General features: G+C 73.4%; 20 protein-coding genes. 8 read left to right on the top strand and 12 right to left on the bottom strand.

What is annotated here, in order from left to right; all coding sequences use genetic code 11:
* Positions 1-3: 3 nt before the first annotated feature.
* The 7 genes from H5V45_RS22750 to moeZ form a co-directional block, all read right to left on the bottom strand.
* Positions 4-1,296 (bottom strand): DUF58 domain-containing protein, encoded by a 1,293-nt coding sequence (locus H5V45_RS22750; RefSeq protein WP_185254059.1) that lies wholly within the window; start codon positions 1,294-1,296, stop codon positions 4-6.
* A 40-nt stretch (positions 1,297-1,336) separates the two neighbouring features.
* Positions 1,337-2,350, bottom strand: a complete 1,014-nt coding sequence (locus H5V45_RS17190) for an AAA family ATPase (protein ID WP_185254058.1) — start codon at positions 2,348-2,350, stop codon at positions 1,337-1,339.
* Positions 2,323-2,793, bottom strand: coding sequence for a hypothetical protein (locus tag H5V45_RS17185; RefSeq protein WP_185254057.1), 471 nt, complete (start codon positions 2,791-2,793; stop codon positions 2,323-2,325). Before H5V45_RS17185 ends, H5V45_RS17190 begins: the two co-directional genes overlap by 28 nt.
* A gap of 8 nt (positions 2,794-2,801) precedes the next feature.
* Entirely contained in the window at positions 2,802-3,542 is a 741-nt protein-coding gene (locus tag H5V45_RS17180; protein ID WP_185254056.1) for a DUF4129 domain-containing protein, read from the bottom strand.
* A 96-nt stretch (positions 3,543-3,638) separates the two neighbouring features.
* On the bottom strand, positions 3,639-4,529 hold the full coding sequence (locus H5V45_RS17175; RefSeq protein WP_185254055.1) for a trypsin-like peptidase domain-containing protein: 891 nt from the start codon (positions 4,527-4,529) through the stop codon (positions 3,639-3,641).
* A 103-nt stretch (positions 4,530-4,632) separates the two neighbouring features.
* Positions 4,633-5,529, bottom strand: coding sequence for a hypothetical protein (locus H5V45_RS17170; protein ID WP_185254054.1), 897 nt, complete (start codon positions 5,527-5,529; stop codon positions 4,633-4,635).
* A gap of 189 nt (positions 5,530-5,718) precedes the next feature.
* Positions 5,719-6,936, bottom strand: coding sequence for an adenylyltransferase/sulfurtransferase MoeZ (gene moeZ, locus H5V45_RS17165; RefSeq protein WP_185254053.1), 1,218 nt, complete (start codon positions 6,934-6,936; stop codon positions 5,719-5,721).
* Between the two features lie 262 nt (positions 6,937-7,198).
* Between moeZ and H5V45_RS17160 the strand changes: the two genes are divergently transcribed.
* Both H5V45_RS17160 and H5V45_RS17155 read left to right on the top strand, forming a co-directional pair.
* Positions 7,199-7,780 (top strand): TetR/AcrR family transcriptional regulator, encoded by a 582-nt coding sequence (locus tag H5V45_RS17160; RefSeq protein ID WP_185254715.1) that lies wholly within the window; start codon positions 7,199-7,201, stop codon positions 7,778-7,780.
* A 39-nt stretch (positions 7,781-7,819) separates the two neighbouring features.
* Positions 7,820-8,044 carry a DUF3107 domain-containing protein gene (locus tag H5V45_RS17155; RefSeq protein WP_185254052.1) on the top strand — a complete coding sequence of 75 codons (225 nt, stop codon included), beginning with the start codon at positions 7,820-7,822 and terminating at the stop codon, positions 8,042-8,044.
* Between the two features lie 7 nt (positions 8,045-8,051).
* On the opposite strand, the gene H5V45_RS17150 is transcribed toward H5V45_RS17155, so the two are convergent.
* Complete coding sequence (locus H5V45_RS17150; RefSeq protein ID WP_185254051.1) at positions 8,052-8,762, bottom strand: ferritin-like fold-containing protein; 711 nt, start codon at positions 8,760-8,762, stop codon at positions 8,052-8,054.
* Between the two features lie 290 nt (positions 8,763-9,052).
* Between H5V45_RS17150 and H5V45_RS17145 the strand changes: the two genes are divergently transcribed.
* Positions 9,053-10,498, top strand: coding sequence for a DEAD/DEAH box helicase (locus H5V45_RS17145; RefSeq protein WP_246415916.1), 1,446 nt, complete (start codon positions 9,053-9,055; stop codon positions 10,496-10,498).
* A 70-nt stretch (positions 10,499-10,568) separates the two neighbouring features.
* On the opposite strand, the gene H5V45_RS22455 is transcribed toward H5V45_RS17145, so the two are convergent.
* Positions 10,569-11,237 (bottom strand): L,D-transpeptidase family protein, encoded by a 669-nt coding sequence (locus H5V45_RS22455; protein WP_185254050.1) that lies wholly within the window; start codon positions 11,235-11,237, stop codon positions 10,569-10,571.
* A gap of 4 nt (positions 11,238-11,241) precedes the next feature.
* Positions 11,242-12,114 carry a ParA family protein gene (locus H5V45_RS17135; protein WP_185254049.1) on the bottom strand — a complete coding sequence of 291 codons (873 nt, stop codon included), beginning with the start codon at positions 12,112-12,114 and terminating at the stop codon, positions 11,242-11,244.
* Between the two features lie 117 nt (positions 12,115-12,231).
* Here H5V45_RS17135 and H5V45_RS17130 point away from each other — a divergent pair, with 117 nt between their 5' ends.
* From H5V45_RS17130 to H5V45_RS17120, 3 genes are read left to right on the top strand one after another with little or no spacing between them, the layout of a single operon-like run.
* Complete coding sequence (locus H5V45_RS17130; protein WP_185254048.1) at positions 12,232-13,023, top strand: SDR family NAD(P)-dependent oxidoreductase; 792 nt, start codon at positions 12,232-12,234, stop codon at positions 13,021-13,023.
* The gene (locus tag H5V45_RS17125; RefSeq protein WP_221634041.1) at positions 13,020-14,585 is read left to right on the top strand and encodes a hypothetical protein; all 1,566 of its coding nucleotides are present in this window, start codon (positions 13,020-13,022) and stop codon (positions 14,583-14,585) included. Before H5V45_RS17130 ends, H5V45_RS17125 begins: the two co-directional genes overlap by 4 nt.
* A 44-nt stretch (positions 14,586-14,629) precedes the next feature.
* Positions 14,630-14,932 (top strand): MmcQ/YjbR family DNA-binding protein, encoded by a 303-nt coding sequence (locus H5V45_RS17120; RefSeq protein WP_185254047.1) that lies wholly within the window; start codon positions 14,630-14,632, stop codon positions 14,930-14,932.
* A gap of 15 nt (positions 14,933-14,947) precedes the next feature.
* On the opposite strand, the gene H5V45_RS17115 is transcribed toward H5V45_RS17120, so the two are convergent.
* Together H5V45_RS17115 and H5V45_RS17110 are read right to left on the bottom strand one after the other, a co-directional pair.
* Positions 14,948-15,565 (bottom strand): MarC family protein, encoded by a 618-nt coding sequence (locus H5V45_RS17115; protein WP_185254046.1) that lies wholly within the window; start codon positions 15,563-15,565, stop codon positions 14,948-14,950.
* Entirely contained in the window at positions 15,562-16,446 is an 885-nt protein-coding gene (locus H5V45_RS17110) for a PHP domain-containing protein (protein WP_185254045.1), read from the bottom strand. Before H5V45_RS17110 ends, H5V45_RS17115 begins: the two co-directional genes overlap by 4 nt.
* Positions 16,447-16,632: 186 nt before the next feature.
* On the opposite strand from H5V45_RS17110, the gene H5V45_RS17105 reads away from it, so the two are divergent.
* Together H5V45_RS17105 and H5V45_RS17100 are read left to right on the top strand one after the other, a co-directional pair.
* Positions 16,633-17,019: a VOC family protein gene (locus H5V45_RS17105; protein WP_185254044.1), complete on the top strand. Its 387-nt coding sequence runs from the start codon at positions 16,633-16,635 to the stop codon at positions 17,017-17,019.
* Between the two features lie 83 nt (positions 17,020-17,102).
* On the top strand, positions 17,103-17,984 hold the full coding sequence (locus tag H5V45_RS17100; protein WP_221634040.1) for an EamA family transporter: 882 nt from the start codon (positions 17,103-17,105) through the stop codon (positions 17,982-17,984).
* Position 17,985: the final 1 nt, after the last annotated feature.

The following is a 17,985-nucleotide window of genomic DNA, read 5'->3' as shown; positions in this document are numbered from 1 at the left end:
GCCTCACCGGACCCGCACCCGGGGCAGCTGGGCGCGACGGGCCAGGCGCCGCAGCACGTCGTCGAGCGTGCCCGGGCCGCGCCAGGGCACCACCGGGCAGCCGAGCGCCGCCAGGCGGGCGAGCACCTGCTCGCGCTCCAGGCGCCGCATCCGCCAGGCCAGCTGCACGAGCCGCGGGTCGGTGCCGGCGGCGACGACGGGAGTGGCCTCGGCGGGCAGGGTGTCGATGACGAGGACGGGCAGGCCGCGCTGGACGAGCGCGGCGGTCGCGGTCCCGATCGTGCGCGCGAGCATCGGCGACAGCACGATGACGACGGTCCCGCCCGTGACCCCGAGCTGGAGCGCCTCGTCGTCCTCGTGCGGCTCGCCGACCCGCAGTCCGCCGAGGGTCCCGAGCAGCCGGCGCAGGTGCCGGCGCCCGGCGCCGTACCCCACCTGCTCGTGCCCGCGGCCGACCACCCGCAGCGCCACCCGGTCCCCGTGGCGGACGTGGTGCTCCGCGATCGCCGCGGCCGCGCGCAGGGTCAGGTCGAGGCTGCTGGCCGCGCCGTCGACGCCGCCCGACGCCCCGTGGTCACCACCGGCGTCGACGACGAGCAGCACGCCGCTGTCCTCCTCGGCCCGGGCGGTCTGCACGTGCAGGGAGTCCGTGCGCAGCGAGACGCGCCAGTTGATCCGGCGCAGCCGGTCGCCGGCCATGAAGGGCCGGATCCCGGCGAACTCCGTGCCGCCGCCGATCCGGGAGGACCGGTTCGCGCCCACCAGGCCGAGCGGCTGCGGCGCCTCGGCGCGCGAGTCGAAGGGTGACGACTGCGGCAGCACCCGCATCTCGAGCCCGCCCAGCTGGACCGGCCCCCAGCGGTAGCCCGCCCAGGCCGTGTGCGCGCCGACCTTCTGGGCACCGAGCATCCGGCGCCCCCAGCGCCGCGGGCTGATCTCGAGGTCCGGCACCCCGTGGGCGAGCAGACCGGCCACGTTGCCGTCGGACGGGTGGACGGCGACGTACGCCGCGTGGGCGGCCACCCGGGTCACCTGCTCGACGTCGTCGGCGTCCTCGAGGACGAGCCGGGACACCGTGCCCTGTCCCTCGTGCAGCGAGGTGTGGTCGAGGCGGACGCTCGCCACCGGCTCGACCCGGGGCCGGTGCAGCAGGCCCAGCGTGCCGAGCAGCACGAACGGTCCGGCGAGCACCATCAGCACCGGGTCGCCGCCGAGCACGGCGAAGGCCACCCCCACCGCGCCGACGACCAGCGCCCGGGAGTGCGACGCCGTCGCCCGCCAGCCCGTCGCCCTCACCGCGTCCGCCCGTCCCGCGAGCCCCGCCCGTCCTGCACGGTCAGCGCCGACCGGGCTCGACGGTCGCCGGCGTCGCCACCTGCGCGAGCACGGCGTCGACCACGCGGGTGCCGCTGACCTGGGTCATCCAGAGCTCCGGCTTCACGGTGATCCGGTGGGCGAGGACGGAGCGGGCGACCGCCTTCACGTCCTCGGGGATCACGTAGTCGCGGCCCCGCAGCAGGGCGAAGGCCCGCGCGGCCAGCACCAGCCCGAGCGACCCGCGCGGCGAGGCGCCGGTCAGCACGTCCTGGTGGGTCCGGGTCGCGGTGACCAGGTCCACGGCGTACCTCCCGACGCTCTCGTCCACCCGCACGTCCTCGACCGCGTCCTGGATCGCGAGCAGCCCGGCACCGTCGGTGACCGCGTCGAGCGTGACCTCCTCGCGGCGGCGCTCCATCCGGCGGGTGAGCACGGTGTACTCCTCGTCGCGCGAGGGGTAGCCGAAGCTGACCCGGAGCAGGAAGCGGTCGAGCTGCGCCTCGGGCAGGGGGTAGGTGCCTTCGTACTCGATCGGGTTCGCGGTCGCGAGCACGTGGAAGGGGCGCGGCAGCGCGAAGGTCTCGCCCTCGACCGTCACCTGCCCCTCCTGCATCGCCTCGAGCAGCGCCGACTGGGTCTTGGGGGGCGTCCGGTTGATCTCGTCGGCGAGCAGCAGCCCGGCGAAGAGCGGGCCGCGGCGGAACTCGAACTCGCCGCGCCGCTGGTCGTAGAGGAAGGACCCGGTGAGGTCGGCCGGGAGCAGGTCGGGGGTGAACTGGGCCCGCGCGAAGTCCAGGCCCAGCGCCTGGGCGAACGAGCGGGCGGCCAGCGTCTTGCCCAGGCCCGGGAAGTCCTCGAGGAGCACGTGCCCCTTGGCCAGCAGGGCGGCGAGCACCAGCATCAGCGCCTCGCGCTTGCCGACCACGGCGCGCTCCACCTCGTCCAGCACCCGCGCGGCCAGCGCGGACGCCTCCGCCGTCGACAGCCGGACAGTCGTCTCGTCGCTCACAGTCCCTCGATCCTGGTCATGCATCGGTCGATCTCGTCGCGGCTGAGCCGCCGGGGTGGTTCGTCGAGGACCCGGCCCAGCTCGGGGCCGAGGAGGTCCCGGGCGGCGGGGTCGGCGACGCCGAGGCCGTGGCGCTGCCGCAGCACGGTGTCGGCGAGCGTGCGCAGCCGGTCCGCGAGGACGCCGTCCGGCGTCCGTGAGGTCAGGTGGCTCTCGAGCAGCCCGACGTAGCGGGCGGTCGGCCGGTCGAGCCCCTCGGCGAGGGGGGTGCTGACGCGCTCGACGTCCCAGCCGGGGCCGGAGTCGCCGAGCGCGTCCTGCACGACGCCGAACAGCGCGATGCCGACCGCCACGACGAGGGCCAGGCGCAGCGCGTCGGGGTCGAAGTCGACCTTCGTGAAGACGACCTCGAGCACGGCGTACAGCGCGACGGCCACGACGATGCGGACCCGCCAGCGTGCCGGCACCCGCCCGATCACCGCGTGCCACCCCGGGCGAGGGACCGCAGGCCGCGGTGGATGGTGTCCAGGGCGGCGAGCGCCTCGGCCCGGTCGTCCTCGCCCATCAGGTGGCCGGAGAAGCGGGCCTCGCGGTAGAGGCCGGCCAGCCGGGTCACGGCGCGGTCGTCCGCCGAGACCAGCTCGAGGATGCGGAGCGTGAACTCCGAGGACGTCTCCCACGTACGCCGGGAGGTGCCGGCCGCGGCGGCCTGGACCTCGAAGCGGTGCCAGCACTCGATGATGGCGTCGTCGGCCGGACCGCCCTCGAGCAGCGCCCGCTGGTCGTCGGCGTCCCGCAGGATCTCCTCGGTGATCACCCCGGGCGCCTCGAGCACGTCGAAGTCGACCTCGTCCGGGCGCGGGTCCCGGCGCCGCCGGGCGTCGAACGTCTCGCGGGCCCAGCGCTGAAGGCGCCAGAGCAGCACGAGGCCGATCAGCGCGACGACGACCTCGAGCGCGTAGGCGAGCACCGTCAGGACCGGGTCGTGCCGGGGCTGGGCCGTGGCGCGGATCCGGTCGATGTCGCTGGTCGGCGACCCCACCAGCGTGGGCGGGGTGGTCGTCGGCATCGCGACCCGGTTCGTCGCCGGGCCGTCGCCGGTGAGCACCGCGTCGGGACCGATCGAGGCCGCCCAGGTGACCAGCAAGATGACCACCAGCGCCGCGCCGACCACGGCGACGACCGCCGTGATCGAGGTTCGCGCGGCGGCTGTCACAGCGAGGAACCTACCCCCGCCGGGCGGCCCGGTGGATCACGCTGCGGTCACAGATCCCGCCACGGATCCCGTCACCGATCCCGCCACCGGTCACTGTCACGGGACCGGTGAGAACGCCTCCGTGCCGGGCACCAGGCGCAGCCCGTCGAGGCCCGACCGGTCCCGGGCGAAGGCGAGCTCGCGGGCCAGGTCGCCGACGCCGTTCGCGCCCGCCACCGGGGCGATCGCGATCGTCGAGAGCGTGCCGAGCGCCCGGCCGTCGGCGTCGAGGAAGCCGCTGCCGGAGTCCCCGGGGATGCCTGGCGTCGCGGTGTAGACCTCGTGGCTCCAGCCGCCGCCCCCGCGGGCCAGGACGACACCGGTGCGCGGGGAGAGGACCGTGGTGGGACGCAGGCTCGACTGGCCCCAGGAGAAGACCTGGGCGCCGGCCTCGGGGTCGCTCTTCGCGAGCGCGACCGGCCCGCCCCAGAAGGGCACCGACGGGTTGACCTTCGCGACGTCGTCGGCGTCCACGCGGACCAGGGCCAGGTCGTTGAAGTCGCAGGCGTTCGCGTTGGTCGTGCCGGCCCGGCGCATCGCGGTCCAGGAGCTGTAGACCAGGGTGCCGCGGCCGACCGTCGTCCCGCCGCCGGCGGCCGTGGCCCCGGTGGCGAAGCGGACCGGCGTGCCGAGCGGGCGCGAGCCGGTGCGGCAGCCGTTGGTGTCGCTCTGGGTGCCCGTGCCGGCGCAGTGGGCGGCGTACCCGACGTAGACCCGCGACGCCGCGTCGGTGAAGACGAAGTTGGCGGTGCACTGGGCGCCCTTGGTGAACATCTGCACGCCGGGGTGGATCGTCGCGGAGTCCGCGGGCGCCCAGCGGACGTCGCGGTGCGCGACCGGCGCGGCGGGCGCCGAGGCCGCGGCCGCCGTGGCGGGGGCGGCCGACGCGGCGACGGGAACGGCCAGGACGAGGGCGGCGAGGAGCGCCGCCGGGGTGGAGGGTCGCATGTCCCTCCAACGAGCGACGACCCCGTCCGGCTACGCGGACGGGGTCGTCGGGTGGTGCGGTCCGGTCAGCCGGACCTGGTGCTCCCCAGACGGTGGGACGAGGTCAGAGGATCGGGGCGAACGGCTCGGTGCCGTTGACCAGCGTGAGGCCGGAGATGCCCGAGTGCTGCTGGGCGAAGGCCAGCTCCTTGGCCAGGTCGCCGATGTTGTTCGACGCGGGCAGCGGGGCCAGGCCGATGGTCGACAGGGTGCCGACCGCCTTGCCGCCCTCGCTCAGGAAGCCCGAGCCCGAGTCGCCGGGGATGCCCGGGGTGACGGTGTAGAGCGGGTGCGTCCAGCCGCCGTCGGCCGGGTCGTCGCCGAGGCTCACGCCGCGGTGCGGGGAGAGCGGCGAGAGGCCGGCGCGCAGGCTGGAGTTGCCGTAGGTCCACAGGTCGTCGCCGGCGGCGGTGCCGTCGGTGTCGATCCCGGTCGGGCCGCCCCAGAAGGGCACCGACGGGTTGACCTTGGAGACGTCGGCGGCGTCGACCTTGACCAGCGCGAAGTCGTTGTAGGCGCAGGTGTTCGGGTCCGTGGTGCCGATCTGGTGCTCGGTGATCCACGAGGAGTAGACGAGCGTGCCGTGGCCCACGATGGTGCCCTCGTCGACGAGGCTGCCGTCGTTGCTGAAGTCGACCTTGGTGCCCAGCGGGACCGAGTCGTTGAGGCAGCCGTTGGTGTCGGTCGCCTCGCCGAGGCCGGCGCAGTGCGCGGCGTACCCGACGTAGGTGTTCGCCGAGGCGTCGGTGAAGACGAAGTTCGCGGTGCACTGGGCGCCGTTGGTGTACATCATCGTGCCGGGGTGGATCAGCGCGGTCGCGGCGGGCGCGTAGCCGGCGGCGTTGAGGCCGACCTTGGCCTCGGCGGGGCCGGCGGTGGCCATCGCGGTGGCGAGGGCGGCGCTGCTGAGCACGGCGAGTGCGCCGGTGGCGCGACGGGCCTTCGTGGACCAGTTCGTCATGGGTGTTCCTCCCGATCGAGCGGTCGCCGCCGGCAGCGACGACCTGTCATGTCGGGTGTTGAACGACACATGGCCCGTCCGGGTTACGCCCTCCTAGTCATTTCGGGCCATGCGAACTACGTCGGGTCCGGGCCACTCCCGGTCCCGGCTGGGGTGGACCGGGAGTGGCCGGACGCTGGGGGCCGCGCGTCAGTACGACGGCTGGCTGGGGTCGATCTGGTTGACCCAGGCGACCACGCCGCCACCGACGTGCACGGCGTCGGCGTAGCCAGCGCCCTTGAGGACCGCGAGGGCCTCGGCGGAGCGCACGCCGCTCTTGCAGTGCAGCACGATCTGCTTGTCGCTGGGCAGCTCCCCGAGCGCGTTGCCGTTGAGGAACTCGCCCTTGGGGATCAGCACCGAGCCCGGGATCCTGTTGATCTCGTACTCGTTCGGCTCGCGCACGTCGACGAGGACGAAGTCGCGGGTGCCCTCCTCGCGCTCCTTGAGCAGGTGCTCGAGCTGGGTGACCGAGATCGTCGAGCCGGCCGCGGCGTCGGCGGCGTCCTCGGAGATCGCACCGCAGAAGGTGTCGTAGTCGATCAGCCCGGTGACGGTCGGGTTCTCGCCGCACAGCGCGCAGTTCGGGTCCTTGCGGACCTTGAGCTTGCGCCACTCGAGCTCGAGGGCGTCGTAGATCACGAGCTTGCCGACGGCGGGGTCGCCGATGCCGGTCAGCACCTTGATGGCCTCGTTGACCTGGATCGAGCCGATGCTCGCGCACAGCACGCCCAGCACGCCGCCCTCGGCGCAGCTCGGGACCATGCCCGGCGGCGGGGGCTCGGGGTAGAGGCAGCGGTAGCAGGGCGCCTCGACGCTCTGGCCGTCCGTGTCCTCGGCGTGCGGCCAGAAGACCGACGCCTGGCCGTCGAAGCGGTAGATCGAGCCCCAGACGTAGGGGATCTTCAGGAAGTACGCCGCGTCGTTGACCATGTAGCGGGTGGCGAAGTTGTCGGTGCCGTCGACGATCAGGTCGTAGCCCTCGAAGACCTGCATCACGTTGTCGTTGTCGAGGCGCTCGGGGTGCAGCACGACCTCGACGTACGGGTTGGCCTCGTGGATGGCGTCGCGCGCGGACTCGGCCTTGGGCCGGCCGATGTCGGACTGCCGGTGGATGATCTGGCGCTGGAGGTTCGACTCGTCGACCTCGTCGAACTCCGCGATGCCGAGCGTGCCGACGCCGGCCGCGGCCAGGTAGAGCAGGGCGGGGCTGCCGAGGCCGCCGGCGCCGATGACCAGCACTTTGGCGTTCTTCAGGCGCTTCTGCCCGGTCATGCCCACGTCGGGGATGATCAGGTGGCGGCTGTAGCGGCGTACCTCGTCGATGGTCAGCTCGGTGGCCGGCTCCACCAGGGCGGGAAAGGTCACGGGTGCTCCTCACAGCAGTTCGTCGGTCGTCGACGGGACAACGTCGCCGACCCCGGCCATGTTCCCCGCGCCCGACGGCGGCGGCCCGCGCGTCCCGTCATCCGGACCGGGGCTACGGACGGGTAGGCTCGCCGCTGCGGGTCCGACCCGCAGGAGTGACGCGTCCGGAGTCGAGGAGCCTGAGTTGAGCGCTGGCCAGCACGATGCCCTCGGGGCCACCGGTGCCTCCACCGCGGGCGGGAACCGCCCCCGCGGAGCGCGGATGCCGCGTCGCGAGCGACGCGCCCAGCTCCTCGAGTCCGCCCTCGAGGTCTTCGTGGCCCAGGGCTTCCACGCCGCCGCGATGGACGACATCGCCGAGCGCGCGGGCGTCTCGAAGCCGGTGCTCTACCAGCACTTCCCCGGCAAGCTCGACCTCTACCTCGCGCTGCTCGACGCGTCGTGCGACCAGATCATCGACAACTGCCGGGTCGCCCTGGCCTCGACCGCCGACAACAAGATGCGCGTCGCCGCGACCATGGACGCCTTCTTCGAGTACGTCGCCGGCGACACCGGCGCCTTCCGCCTGGTCTTCGAGTCCGACCTCACCAACGAGCCCGCCGTGCGCGAGCAGGTCGAGCGGGTCACCAGCGAGTGCGCCGACATGATCGCCCACGTCATCCACGACGACACCGGCCTGCCCGACGAGGCGTCGCGCCTGCTCGCCGTCTCGCTCGTGGGAATGGCCCAGGTCAGCGCGCGGTTCTGGCTGACGGACGCGGGCGGCATCCGCAAGTCCGACGCCGCCGCCCTGGTGGCCGGGCTCGCGTGGCGCGGCATCCGGGGCTACCCGCTCGACCACTGAACGTCCCTGCACCACCCCCCCTGACTGAAGGAGGACCTCATGGAGGTCAAGATCGGCGTCCAGTACGCCCAGCGTGAGCTCGTCGTCGAGACGGACGAGACCCCCGAGAACGTCGAGAAGCTCGTCAGCGAGGCGGTCGGCTCCGAGACCGGCGTGCTCACGCTCACCGACAGCAAGAACCGCAAGGTCATCGTCCCCGCGGCGAAGATCGCCTACGTCGAGATCGGCGGCGGCGTCGCCGGCCAGGTCGGCTTCCGCAGCTAGGCGTTCGCTAGGAGGCCAGCCCGAGCTCGGCCATCCGCTCGGCGTGCCGCTCGGTGATCCGGGTGAACATCCGCCCGATCGCGGCCAGGTCGAGCCCGGGCCGGTCCACGCCCCCGGCCAGCAGCGCCGAGAGCGCGTCGCGCTCGGCGGCCACCCGCTGCGCCTGGGTCAGCGCCTCCCCCATCAGCCGGCGACCCCACAGGGCCAGGCGTCCGCCGAGCCGGTGGTCGGCGTCGATGGCGGCGCGCACCCGGTCGACGACGAAGCGGGAGTGCCCGCCGTCCTCGAGGGCGTCGATGATCAGGTCCCGGGTCTCGACGTCGAGGTAGGCCGCGATCTCGCGGTAGAAGTCGTTGGCCATGCCGTCGCCGACGTAGGCCTTGATCAGGCCCTCGAACCAGTCGGCCGGCGCGGTGTGCTGGTGGAACAGGTCGATCGCGGCGCGGAACGGCGCCATCGCCGCGAACGGGTCGGCGCCGATCGCGGTGAGCCGCTCCAGGATCCGGCCGACGTGGCCGAACTCGGCCGTCGCCATCGTCGCGATCGCGACCTTGTCCTCCAGGGTCGGCGCCAGTTTGGCGTCCTCGGCCAGCCGCTCGAAGGCCGAGATCTCGCCGTACGCGATCGCGCCGAGCAGGTCGACCACCGCCTCGTGGTACTGCGGGTCCTGGAAGGCGACCGGGATGTCGGCCGCCGCCTCGCCGGTCGATTCAGTCATGCGCGCACCCTACCGATAGACTCGACGTGATCGATGTCGCTACCGCACTCCCTCACCGGAGCCGCGCAGCGCCCGATGTACGCCGCATGTGCGCGGCAGGCCCGCTGTCTTTGAACTGCCGTCGAGTCCGCCGCAACCGAACACTTCCTTCGGCCAGGCTCTGTCGAATTGCCGGCTGACTCACGAAAGCGACCAAGACACTGACCACGTTCCGCGAGCTCGGGGTCCTCCCCGGCATCTGCGACGCGCTCGAGCGCGCCGGCATCACCACTCCCTTCGCCATCCAGGAGATGACCCTCTCTGTCGCCCTGATGGGCACCGACCTCATCGGTCAGGCCCGCACCGGCACCGGCAAGACCCTCGCCTTCGGCATCCCGGTGCTGCAGCGCAGCGTCCCGATGACCGACCCGGCGTACGCCGACCTGCCGCAGGGCAAGCCGCAGGCGCTCATCGTCGCCCCGACCCGCGAGCTCGCGCTCCAGGTCTCCAACGACCTCCACCTCGCCAGCGCCGACCTCGGCCTGCGCGTGCTGACGGTGTACGGCGGGGTCGGCTACGACACCCAGCTCGACACCCTGGCCTCCGGCGTCGACATCGTCGTCGGCACCCCGGGCCGCCTCATCGACCTGGCCAACCGCCGCGCGCTGGACCTGTCCCACGTGCACGCGCTGGTCCTCGACGAGGCCGACGAGATGCTCGACCTCGGCTTCCTGCCCGACGTCCAGAAGCTGCTCTCGATGACGCCCGAGACCCGCCAGACGATGCTGTTCTCCGCGACGATGCCGTCCGCGATCGTCTCGCTGGCCCGCACCCACATGCGCCACCCGATGAACATCCGCGCGGAGTCGTCGTACGACACCACGATGGTGCCGGCGACCGCGCAGTTCATCTACCTGGCCCACGACCTCGACAAGCCCGAGATCATCGGCCGGGTCCTGCAGGCCGAGGACGCCGGCAAGATCATCGTCTTCACGCGCACCAAGCGGCAGTCGCAGCGCGTGGCCGACGACCTGTCCGAGCGCGGCTTCTCCGCCAGCCCCCTGCACGGGGACATGGCGCAGGTGGCCCGCGAGAAGGCGCTCGCGAAGTTCCGCGAGGACAAGATCCGGGTCCTGGTCGCCACCGACGTCGCCGCCCGCGGCATCGACGTCGCCGGCGTCTCGCACGTCATCAACTACACGTGCCCCGAGGACGACAAGACCTACGTGCACCGGATCGGCCGCACCGGTCGCGCCGGCGCGACCGGCACCGCGATCACCTTCGTGGACTGGGCGGACCTGCACCGCTGGAAGATGATCAACAAGACGCTGGACCTGCCGTTCGACGAGCCGCAGGAGACCTACTCCACGTCCGAGCACCTGTACCACGACCAGGGCATCGCCCCCGGCACCAAGGGCCGCATCGTCGACGCCGCCCCCGTGGAGCGCAAGCCCCGCGAGGACCGTGGCGGTGACCGCGGGGAACGCGGCGGCCGGGGTGGTGACCGCTCCGGCGGTGGCGACCGTCCGGCCCGCAGCCGCAACAACCGCAACCGGACCCGCTCGCGCAGCGGCGAGCCGGTGGCCGAGGGCGGCTCCACCGCCGCTCCCGCCGCCGTCACGTCCGCCGGCCCCGCCGAGGGCGCGAGCACCGGCTCCGACGCCGGCACCGAGGGTGCGCCGCGCGCCCGTCGCCGTCGTCGCCGCTCCGGCGGCTCAGGCGCCGGCGACTCGGCCGGGGCACCCGCCCAGGCCTGATCGACCGCACCCGCATCGCACAGCACAGCACCCCGTCCGAGCTCCTCGGGCGGGGTGTTCTGCTGCCGGGTCAGGCGGTGACGACGACCGTGGTGCCGAGCGGGGCGAACTTCCACAGCGCGATGGCGTCCGGGCGCTCCTGGCGGATGCAGCCGTGGGACTGCGGGGTGCCGAGCTGGGCGACGGTCTGCACCAGGTGGCCGTCGTCGATCGGGATGTCGTGGAAGCCGATCGCGGCGCTGTCGCCCTGCGTGAAGCGGACGAAGTACTTCATCGTGCCGGAGTCGTCGATGCCGTAGGCCTGCTCGGAGCGGGAGTACACCTCGAAGGTGCCGGGGTCGAGGTTGTCGTAGACGCTGCCCGAGACGAGGTAGGTCCGCGCGACCCGGTGGCCGCCCGTGACCAGCCAGACGCGCTGGCGGCTCTGGCTGAAGACCACGCGCTTGCCGGTGCCGGAGTGCGCCGGGAGCGAGACGTCGCGCGCCGGCGAGACCCGCGACTCGGCGGCGTCGGCACTGCCGGTGCCGGACACGGGGGCCGGGGCCTGCTGCTGCGCCGGGGCCCGGCTGCCCGTCGGGCTCCGGTCGTACGCCGCGGTGGTGGCGACCGCCGGCTGTCCGGCCGTCGGCAGCAGGCCGGTGCCGCCGAGCACGGCGACCGCGGTGACGACCACCGCACCTGCCAGCGCGGCGATCCGGCCGTACCGGGGACGCACCTGCTGCTGGCGGTGTCGGCTCACGAGATCAGCTCCCGGCCTTCTTCGCGGTCTTCGCGGCCTTCTTCGCCGGGGCCTTCTTCGCGGTGGCCTTGGCGGTTGGCTTGCGCTTGGCCTTCGGGCGCTGCGAGCGGGTGACCAGGTTCGCGGCCACCTCGCGGTAGGCCAGCGCGCCCTTGTTCGACCGGGCGGCCGTGGCGAGGATCGAGCGACCGGCGGCCGGGGCCTCGGCGAACTTGATGGTCTTCGGGATCGGGGGCTCGACGACCTCGAGGTCGTAGGTCTCCGAGATCGTCTCGAGCACCGTGCGCGCGTGGTTGGTGCGGCCGTCGTACAACGTCGGCAGGACGCCCCAGACCTCGAGCTTGCGGTTGGTGAACCGGCGGACGTCGTGGACGGTGTCGAGGAGCTGGCCGACCCCGCGGTGCGAGAGCGTCTCGCACTGCAGCGGGATCAGCACGCCGTCGGCCGCGGTGAGCGCGGCGACCGTCAGCACACCGAGCGAGGGCGGGCAGTCGAGCAGCACCCAGTCGTAGCCCTCGTCGCCGAGGTCCTCGGCGAGGCTCTCGATCGCGGACTTGATGACGTGCTCGCGACCGGTGCGGGTGAGCAGGTCGGCCTCGGCGCGCGCCAGCTCGATCGTGGCGGGCAGCAGGTCGACACCGTCGTCGGTCTCGATGACGGCCTCGAGCGGGTCCAGGCCCTTGGTCAGGACGTGGTGGACGCTCAGCTCGAGGTCCTCGGGGTCGATGCCGAGGGAGAAGGTCAGGCAGGCCTGCGGGTCGAGGTCGACGAGCAGGACCTTGTGGCCGAGCTCCGCCAGCGCCGCCCCGAGGGAGGCCACCGTCGTGGTCTTGGCGACGCCGCCCTTCTGGTTGGCGATCGCGAGTGTCGTGGTCATCGTCGGGGTCCCTGGCGAGGCGTGAGCGCAGCGAGCGGCTCGTTGGGGTGGCTCATTGGTCCATATCATGCCGGACCGGGTTGCCCAGATCGCGGCGACACCTGTTTGCTGACCAGCATGTCTGAAAACGCGTCACCTGCCCGCACCTCCCCCGGCACCGCCCTGGTCACCGGCCCGACCGCCGGCATCGGCCACTCCTTCGCCGTCCAGCTGGCCCAGCGGGGCCACGACCTCGTGCTCGTCGCTCGCGACCGGACCCGGCTCGAGGAGGTCGCGGCCGAGCTGCGCACGGCGTACGGCGTGGACGTCGAGGTGCTGCCGGCCGACCTCGTCGACCGTGCCTCGCTCGCGACGGTGGAGGCGCGCGTCGCCGACCGCGAGCGGCCGATCGAGCTGCTCGTCAACAACGCCGGCTTCGGGATGAAGGAGCGCTTCCTCGCCAACCCGGTCGACGCCGAGAACGCGATGCTCGACGTGCTGGTCACCTCGGTGCTGCGCCTGAGCCACGCCGCCCTCGGCGCCATGACCGAGCGCGGCCACGGCGGCGTCATCAACGTCTCCAGCGTCGCGGCGTTCCTGCCGCGCGGGACCTACGCCGCCGCGAAGGCGTGGGTGAACAGCTTCAGCGAGTGGGCCGCCAACGAGTACCGCCCCCAGGGCGTCACCGTGATGGCGCTGTGCCCGGGCTTCACCCGCACCGAGTTCCACCAGCGGATGGACGTCAGCCAGGACTCCTCCCCCGGCTTCCTGTGGCTGGACGCCGACGAGCTCGTCGCCACCGCGCTGCGCGACTACGACAGGGGCGCAGCGATCTCGATCCCGAGCGCCCGCTACAAGGCGATCACGACCGTCGCCCGGGTGGTCCCCAACCGCGTCCTGCAGCGGCTGCAGACCCTGGGCCGCAAGTGACCGCCCGCGCCCGCCTCGCCGCGGTCGCCGGCACCGCCCTCGTCCTGGCCGCCCCGCTCCTCGTGACCTCGCTCGGCGCCGCCGACGCCGCGCCGATCCCGCAGGACCCCGGCGCGAGCAACGTCGACCCGTCCCTGGGCCACGCCCGGGCGGCCCGGCCGATCCCCGGGGCGCATTTCGCGCCGCGGCACCCGCACATGGCGGCCAACGGGCGCAGCAACATCCACGACGACGCCTACCAGTCCGACGCCGGTCCCACGAGAGGTCCGCTCGGCCGCTCCCCCGAGGTCGTCTCGACGCTGTTCAGCCAGGAGTGCGCCTCGGTGACCTTCGACCGCCGCGGGCGCCTCCTCACCGTCTGCGTCGGCGCCGCCAACGTCACGCTGCGGCTGCTCGACCCCGACACGCTCGACGTGCTGGCCGAGCACGCACTGCCCCCGCGCCAGCCGTCGTCCTCGCCGTTCACGAACTTCGGCGGCGGCGGCTACTTCTACCTCGGCGACCGCGACCGCGTCGTCGTCCCGACCTCGAACGGCACGATCGACGTGATCGCCGAGACCGGCACCGCCGACGCACCGGCGCTCACCCTGAAGCGGCAGTACGACGTCTCCGAGCAGGTCGGCAGCTCGATCATCCTGTCCGCGCTGCCCGACTGGAGCGGCCGGATCTGGTTCGTCACCAAGGCCGGCGTGGTCGGCACGGTCGAACCGCGGTCCGGGAAGGTCCACGCCCGCGACCTCGGCGAGGGCATCGGCAACTCGATCGCGGTGGACGAGACCGACGGGGTCTTCGTCGTCACGAACAAGGCGCTCTACCGCTTCCAGGGCGTGCGCCACGGCAGGCCCGGCATCTCCTGGCGCAAGAAGTACGACGGCGGCGACCGGCAGAAGCCCGGCCAGAGCCAGCTCGGCTCGGGCACCACGCCGACCGTCGTACGCCGGGGCGGGCACCACTACGTCGCCATCACCGACAACGCCGACCCGCGCATGCACGTGCTCGTCTACCGCGCCGACCGCAGCGGGCCGGGACGCCGGCCGATCTGCAAGCAGGCCGTCTTCCCGAAGAACCGCGGCGCCACCGACAACTCGCTGATCGCCTTCAAGGGCGCCATCGTCGTGGAGAACAACTACGGCTACACCGGCCCCGAGCAGAACCCGCCGTCCGGCGACCCGGGCCGCAACACGCCCACCACGGTGCCGGGCGTGACCCGGGTCCAGGTCGACTACGCCCACGGCGGCTGCCACGTCGCGTGGGCCAACAAGAGGATCCGGGTGCCCTCCAGCGTCAGCAAGGGCTCGACCCGCACCGGCCTGGTCTACGTCTACGACCACCCGGCGGCCGACGAGGTCCGCTACACCTCCGCCGGCGAGCCCGAGGGTGGCCCCGAGGACCCGTGGTACCTCACCGCGCTCGACGCCCGCACCGGCCGCCGCGTGTGGTCGGTCTTCACCGGCGTGGGCCTGGGCTACAACAACAACTACGCGCCGATCACGCTCGGCCCCGACGGCACGGCGTACGTCGGCACGCTGGGCGGCCTGGTCGCGGTCCGCGACGGCGGCTGAGCGGGAGGCCGCACCCGCGCGCCCGGCTGGCCTACGATGCCCGGATGACCCCGGACGAGGTCGGTCGCTACGCCGAGTCGCTGCCCCTGGTCAAGCGCAAGGGGACCGCGGCGCGGCCGGCGTGGTACGTCCAGGACCGCCTGGTCGTGCGCCTGCACGACCCGACGACGCTGGTGGTACGGGTGCCGCTGGGCGAGCGGGAGGCGCTGCTCGACGCGTATCCCGAGAGCTTCGGGGTGCCGCCGCGCATGGAGGCCCACCACAAGGTCGAGGCCTACCTCGACCGTGCGGAGCCCGCGGCCGTGCGGGCCGCCATCGACCTCGCCTGGGAGATGCAGCACCGCTGAGCCGACGGGCGGGGCTCAGCCCTCGCCGGCGATGAACGCGCGGACGGCGTCGGCCACGAGCTGGACCGCGATGGCGGACAGCAGCAGACCGGCGATCCGGGTGACGAGCAGGACGCCGCTCTCGCGGATCAGCCGCAGGATCGGCAGCGAGTAGCGCATCGCCGCCCACAGGCTCAGGTGCACCAGGATCACGCCGAGCGCCACGGCCACGAAGTCCGGGCCGTCGTGCACGTCGCGGGAGAACAGCATCGTCGCGACGATCGCCCCAGGCCCGGCGAGCAGCGGGGTGCCCAGCGGCACCAGCGCGACGTTGGTGCCGGCCTGGGCGGTCGGCTCCTGCTCGTTGCCGGTGAGCAGCTCGAGCGCGACCAGGAGCAGCAGCAGGCCGCCCGCGCACTGGAGGGCCGGGAGGGAGATGTGGAGGTACTCCAAGATCTGCTGGCCGAAGAACGCGAAGACGGTGATCACGAAGAACGACACCGTGACCGCCTGCCAGGCGGCCCGCCGCGCCGCGGCCGGCGAGCGGCCCCCGGTCAGCGACAGGAAGATCGGCACGGTGCCGACCGGGTCCATGATCACGAAGAGCGTCACGAAGACCTCGGTCAGCAGGACGCCGTTGACGAGCGCGCTCACCCGGCCACCCCGACGACGGCCGGCGTGCTGCGGCCCGACCGCGCGGCCGCGGCGGCGGCCCGCTCGAGCAGGCGGTGGTACTCCTCCAACGCGGTGGTGTTGCAGCCCAGCTCGTGGTCGATCTTGCCGGTGCCGTGGTGGTCGCTGGACCCGGTCGCGACGAGGTCGAGGTTGCGGGCGATCGCGCGCAGCCGCTCGCGCGCGCCGGGCCCGTGGTCCTGGTGGTCCACCTCGATGCCGGACAGGCCGACCTCGACCAGGTGCGCCAGGGTCGCCTCGTCCGGCCGCTCCTGCCCGGAGCGCCCCCACGGGTGCGCGATCACCGTGACGCCGCCGGCCTCGGCGACGATCCGGATCATCGCCTCCAGCGAGGCCGCGTAGCGGTTGGCGTACGCCGGCCGGCCCGGGTTGAGGTAGCGCCGGAACGCCTCGGTCCGGTCCCCCACGACGCCGAGCGCGACCAGCGCGTCCGCCACGTGGGGCCGCCCGGTGGCGGCGGTCTCGCCGGCCACCCGGCGTACGTCCTCGGCGTGGATGTCGATGCCGATCTCGCGCAGCCGCTGCAGCATCGCCGGCAGCCGCGAGCTGCGGCCGTCCAGCACCTTGCCCAGCTCGGTGGCCAGCGGCGGGTAGGTCGGGTCCGGCAGGTAGGCCAGCAGGTGCACGCCGTGGCCGTCGTGGCGGGCGCTGATCTCCATGCCGCGCACGAGCGTCAGCCCGGTGTCGAGCGCGGCCCGCTCGGCCTCCGCCCAGCCGTCGGCGGTGTCGTGGTCGGTGATCGCGAGGACGTCGAGCCCCGCCGCGCTCCCCGCCCGCACCAGCTCCTCCGGGCTCTGCGTGCCGTCACTGGCCCGCGAGTGGGTGTGGAGGTCGATGCGCACCGCAGCAGCCTACTGAGCAGCGGCTTCGGGTGCCGTCTCGTCGAGGGCCCCCGGGTGATGACTTCCGCCACGTCGGTGGTCCCGACCACCCGGGACGGCGGCGCCCGCACCCGTGGCCAGACAGGCCGCGCAGGACTACCGTGCGGAGGGAAGCGGCTCGGGCACTTCCCGACCCCAGGAGCAGCCATGTTGAACGACAGTGCGGTCACCGCGAACGTCCCGGCCTCCGACCTCGACCGGGCACGACGTTTCTATGCCGACACCCTCGGCCTCACTCCCGCCGACGAGACCCCGGGCGGGCTCGTCTACACGACCGCCGGCGGGACGACCTTCTTCCTCTACCAGACGGAGTACGCCGGCCAGGCCGGTCACACCATCGCCCAGTGGCACGTCGACGACGTGGCCGGCGAGGTGCGCGACCTTGCGGCGAAGGGCCTGGTGTTCGAGCACTACGACATGCCGGGCGTGACCTGGGAGGGCGACGTCGCCTCGATCGAGGGCCTGGGCAGCGCCGCCTGGTTCAAGGACAGCGAGGGCAACATCATGTGCATCGACGAGAACCGGGCCGGCTGAGCCGCGGCCCGACGGGCCTGCGGGCCCGGGCCGGAGCGCTCCGCCCGCAGGGTGGGCGGGCACCCGACCCGGGGAGTCGCCTCGTGCCCGTCCTGACCGCGGCCGTCGCCGCACGACCGTCGTCGGTCGGGATCACCGTCGTCGGCGCGGTACTGCTCGCCGCGGTGCTGCACGCCGCCTGGAACGCCCTGGCCCACGCGATCACCGACCGGCTCGTCGGCTTCGCCCTCATCGGGGTCGGTGTCTCGCTGGGCGGTGCCGTGCTGGTGCTGGTCTCCCCCGCCCCCGACCGCGCGAGCTGGGCCTGCCTGGCCGGCTCCGCGGCGCTGCACGTCGCCTACAACCTGCTGCTGATGCGGTCCTACCGGCTCGGCGAGTTCGGGCAGGTCTACCCGATCGCCCGTGGCACCTCGCCGCTGCTCGTCGCCGTGGGGGCGGCCGTTCTCGTGGGCGAGGACCTCTCGCCCGTCCGGCTCGCGGGCGTGCTCGTCATCTCGCTCGGGCTCGGCGCACTGGTGCTGGTCGGCGGCGTGCCCACCCGGGCTGCCCGGCCGGCGATCGCCGCGGCGGTGCTGACAGGTGTCTCGATCGCGGCGTACACGACCCTGGACGGCATCGGGGTCCGCAGTGCCGGCTCGGTCCTCGGCTACACCGGCTGGCTGTTCCTGCTCCAGGGGCCGTGGCTCCCGCTGGGCGCGGCGGTCGTACGCCGGGGAGCGCTGTGGCGTGACCTGCGCCCCCACCTGCTCACCGGGCTGTCGGGCGGGGCACTGTCGCTGGCGGCGTACGGGCTCGTGCTCTGGGCGCAGACCCGGGGCGCGCTCGCCCCCATCGCGGCGCTCCGCGAGACCAGCGTCATCGTCGGGGCGATCATCGGCGCGGTCCTCTTCGGCGAGCGGTTCGGCCGGTGGCGGATCGCCGCGACCGTCCTGGTCGCCACCGGGGTCGTGCTGATCACCCTGTAGC

Source organism: Nocardioides luti, from assembly GCF_014212315.1.
Lineage (GTDB): Bacteria > Actinomycetota > Actinomycetes > Propionibacteriales > Nocardioidaceae > Nocardioides > Nocardioides luti.
Note: the sequence above shows the minus strand (reverse complement) of the source record. Positions and strands in the feature narration are given on the sequence as shown.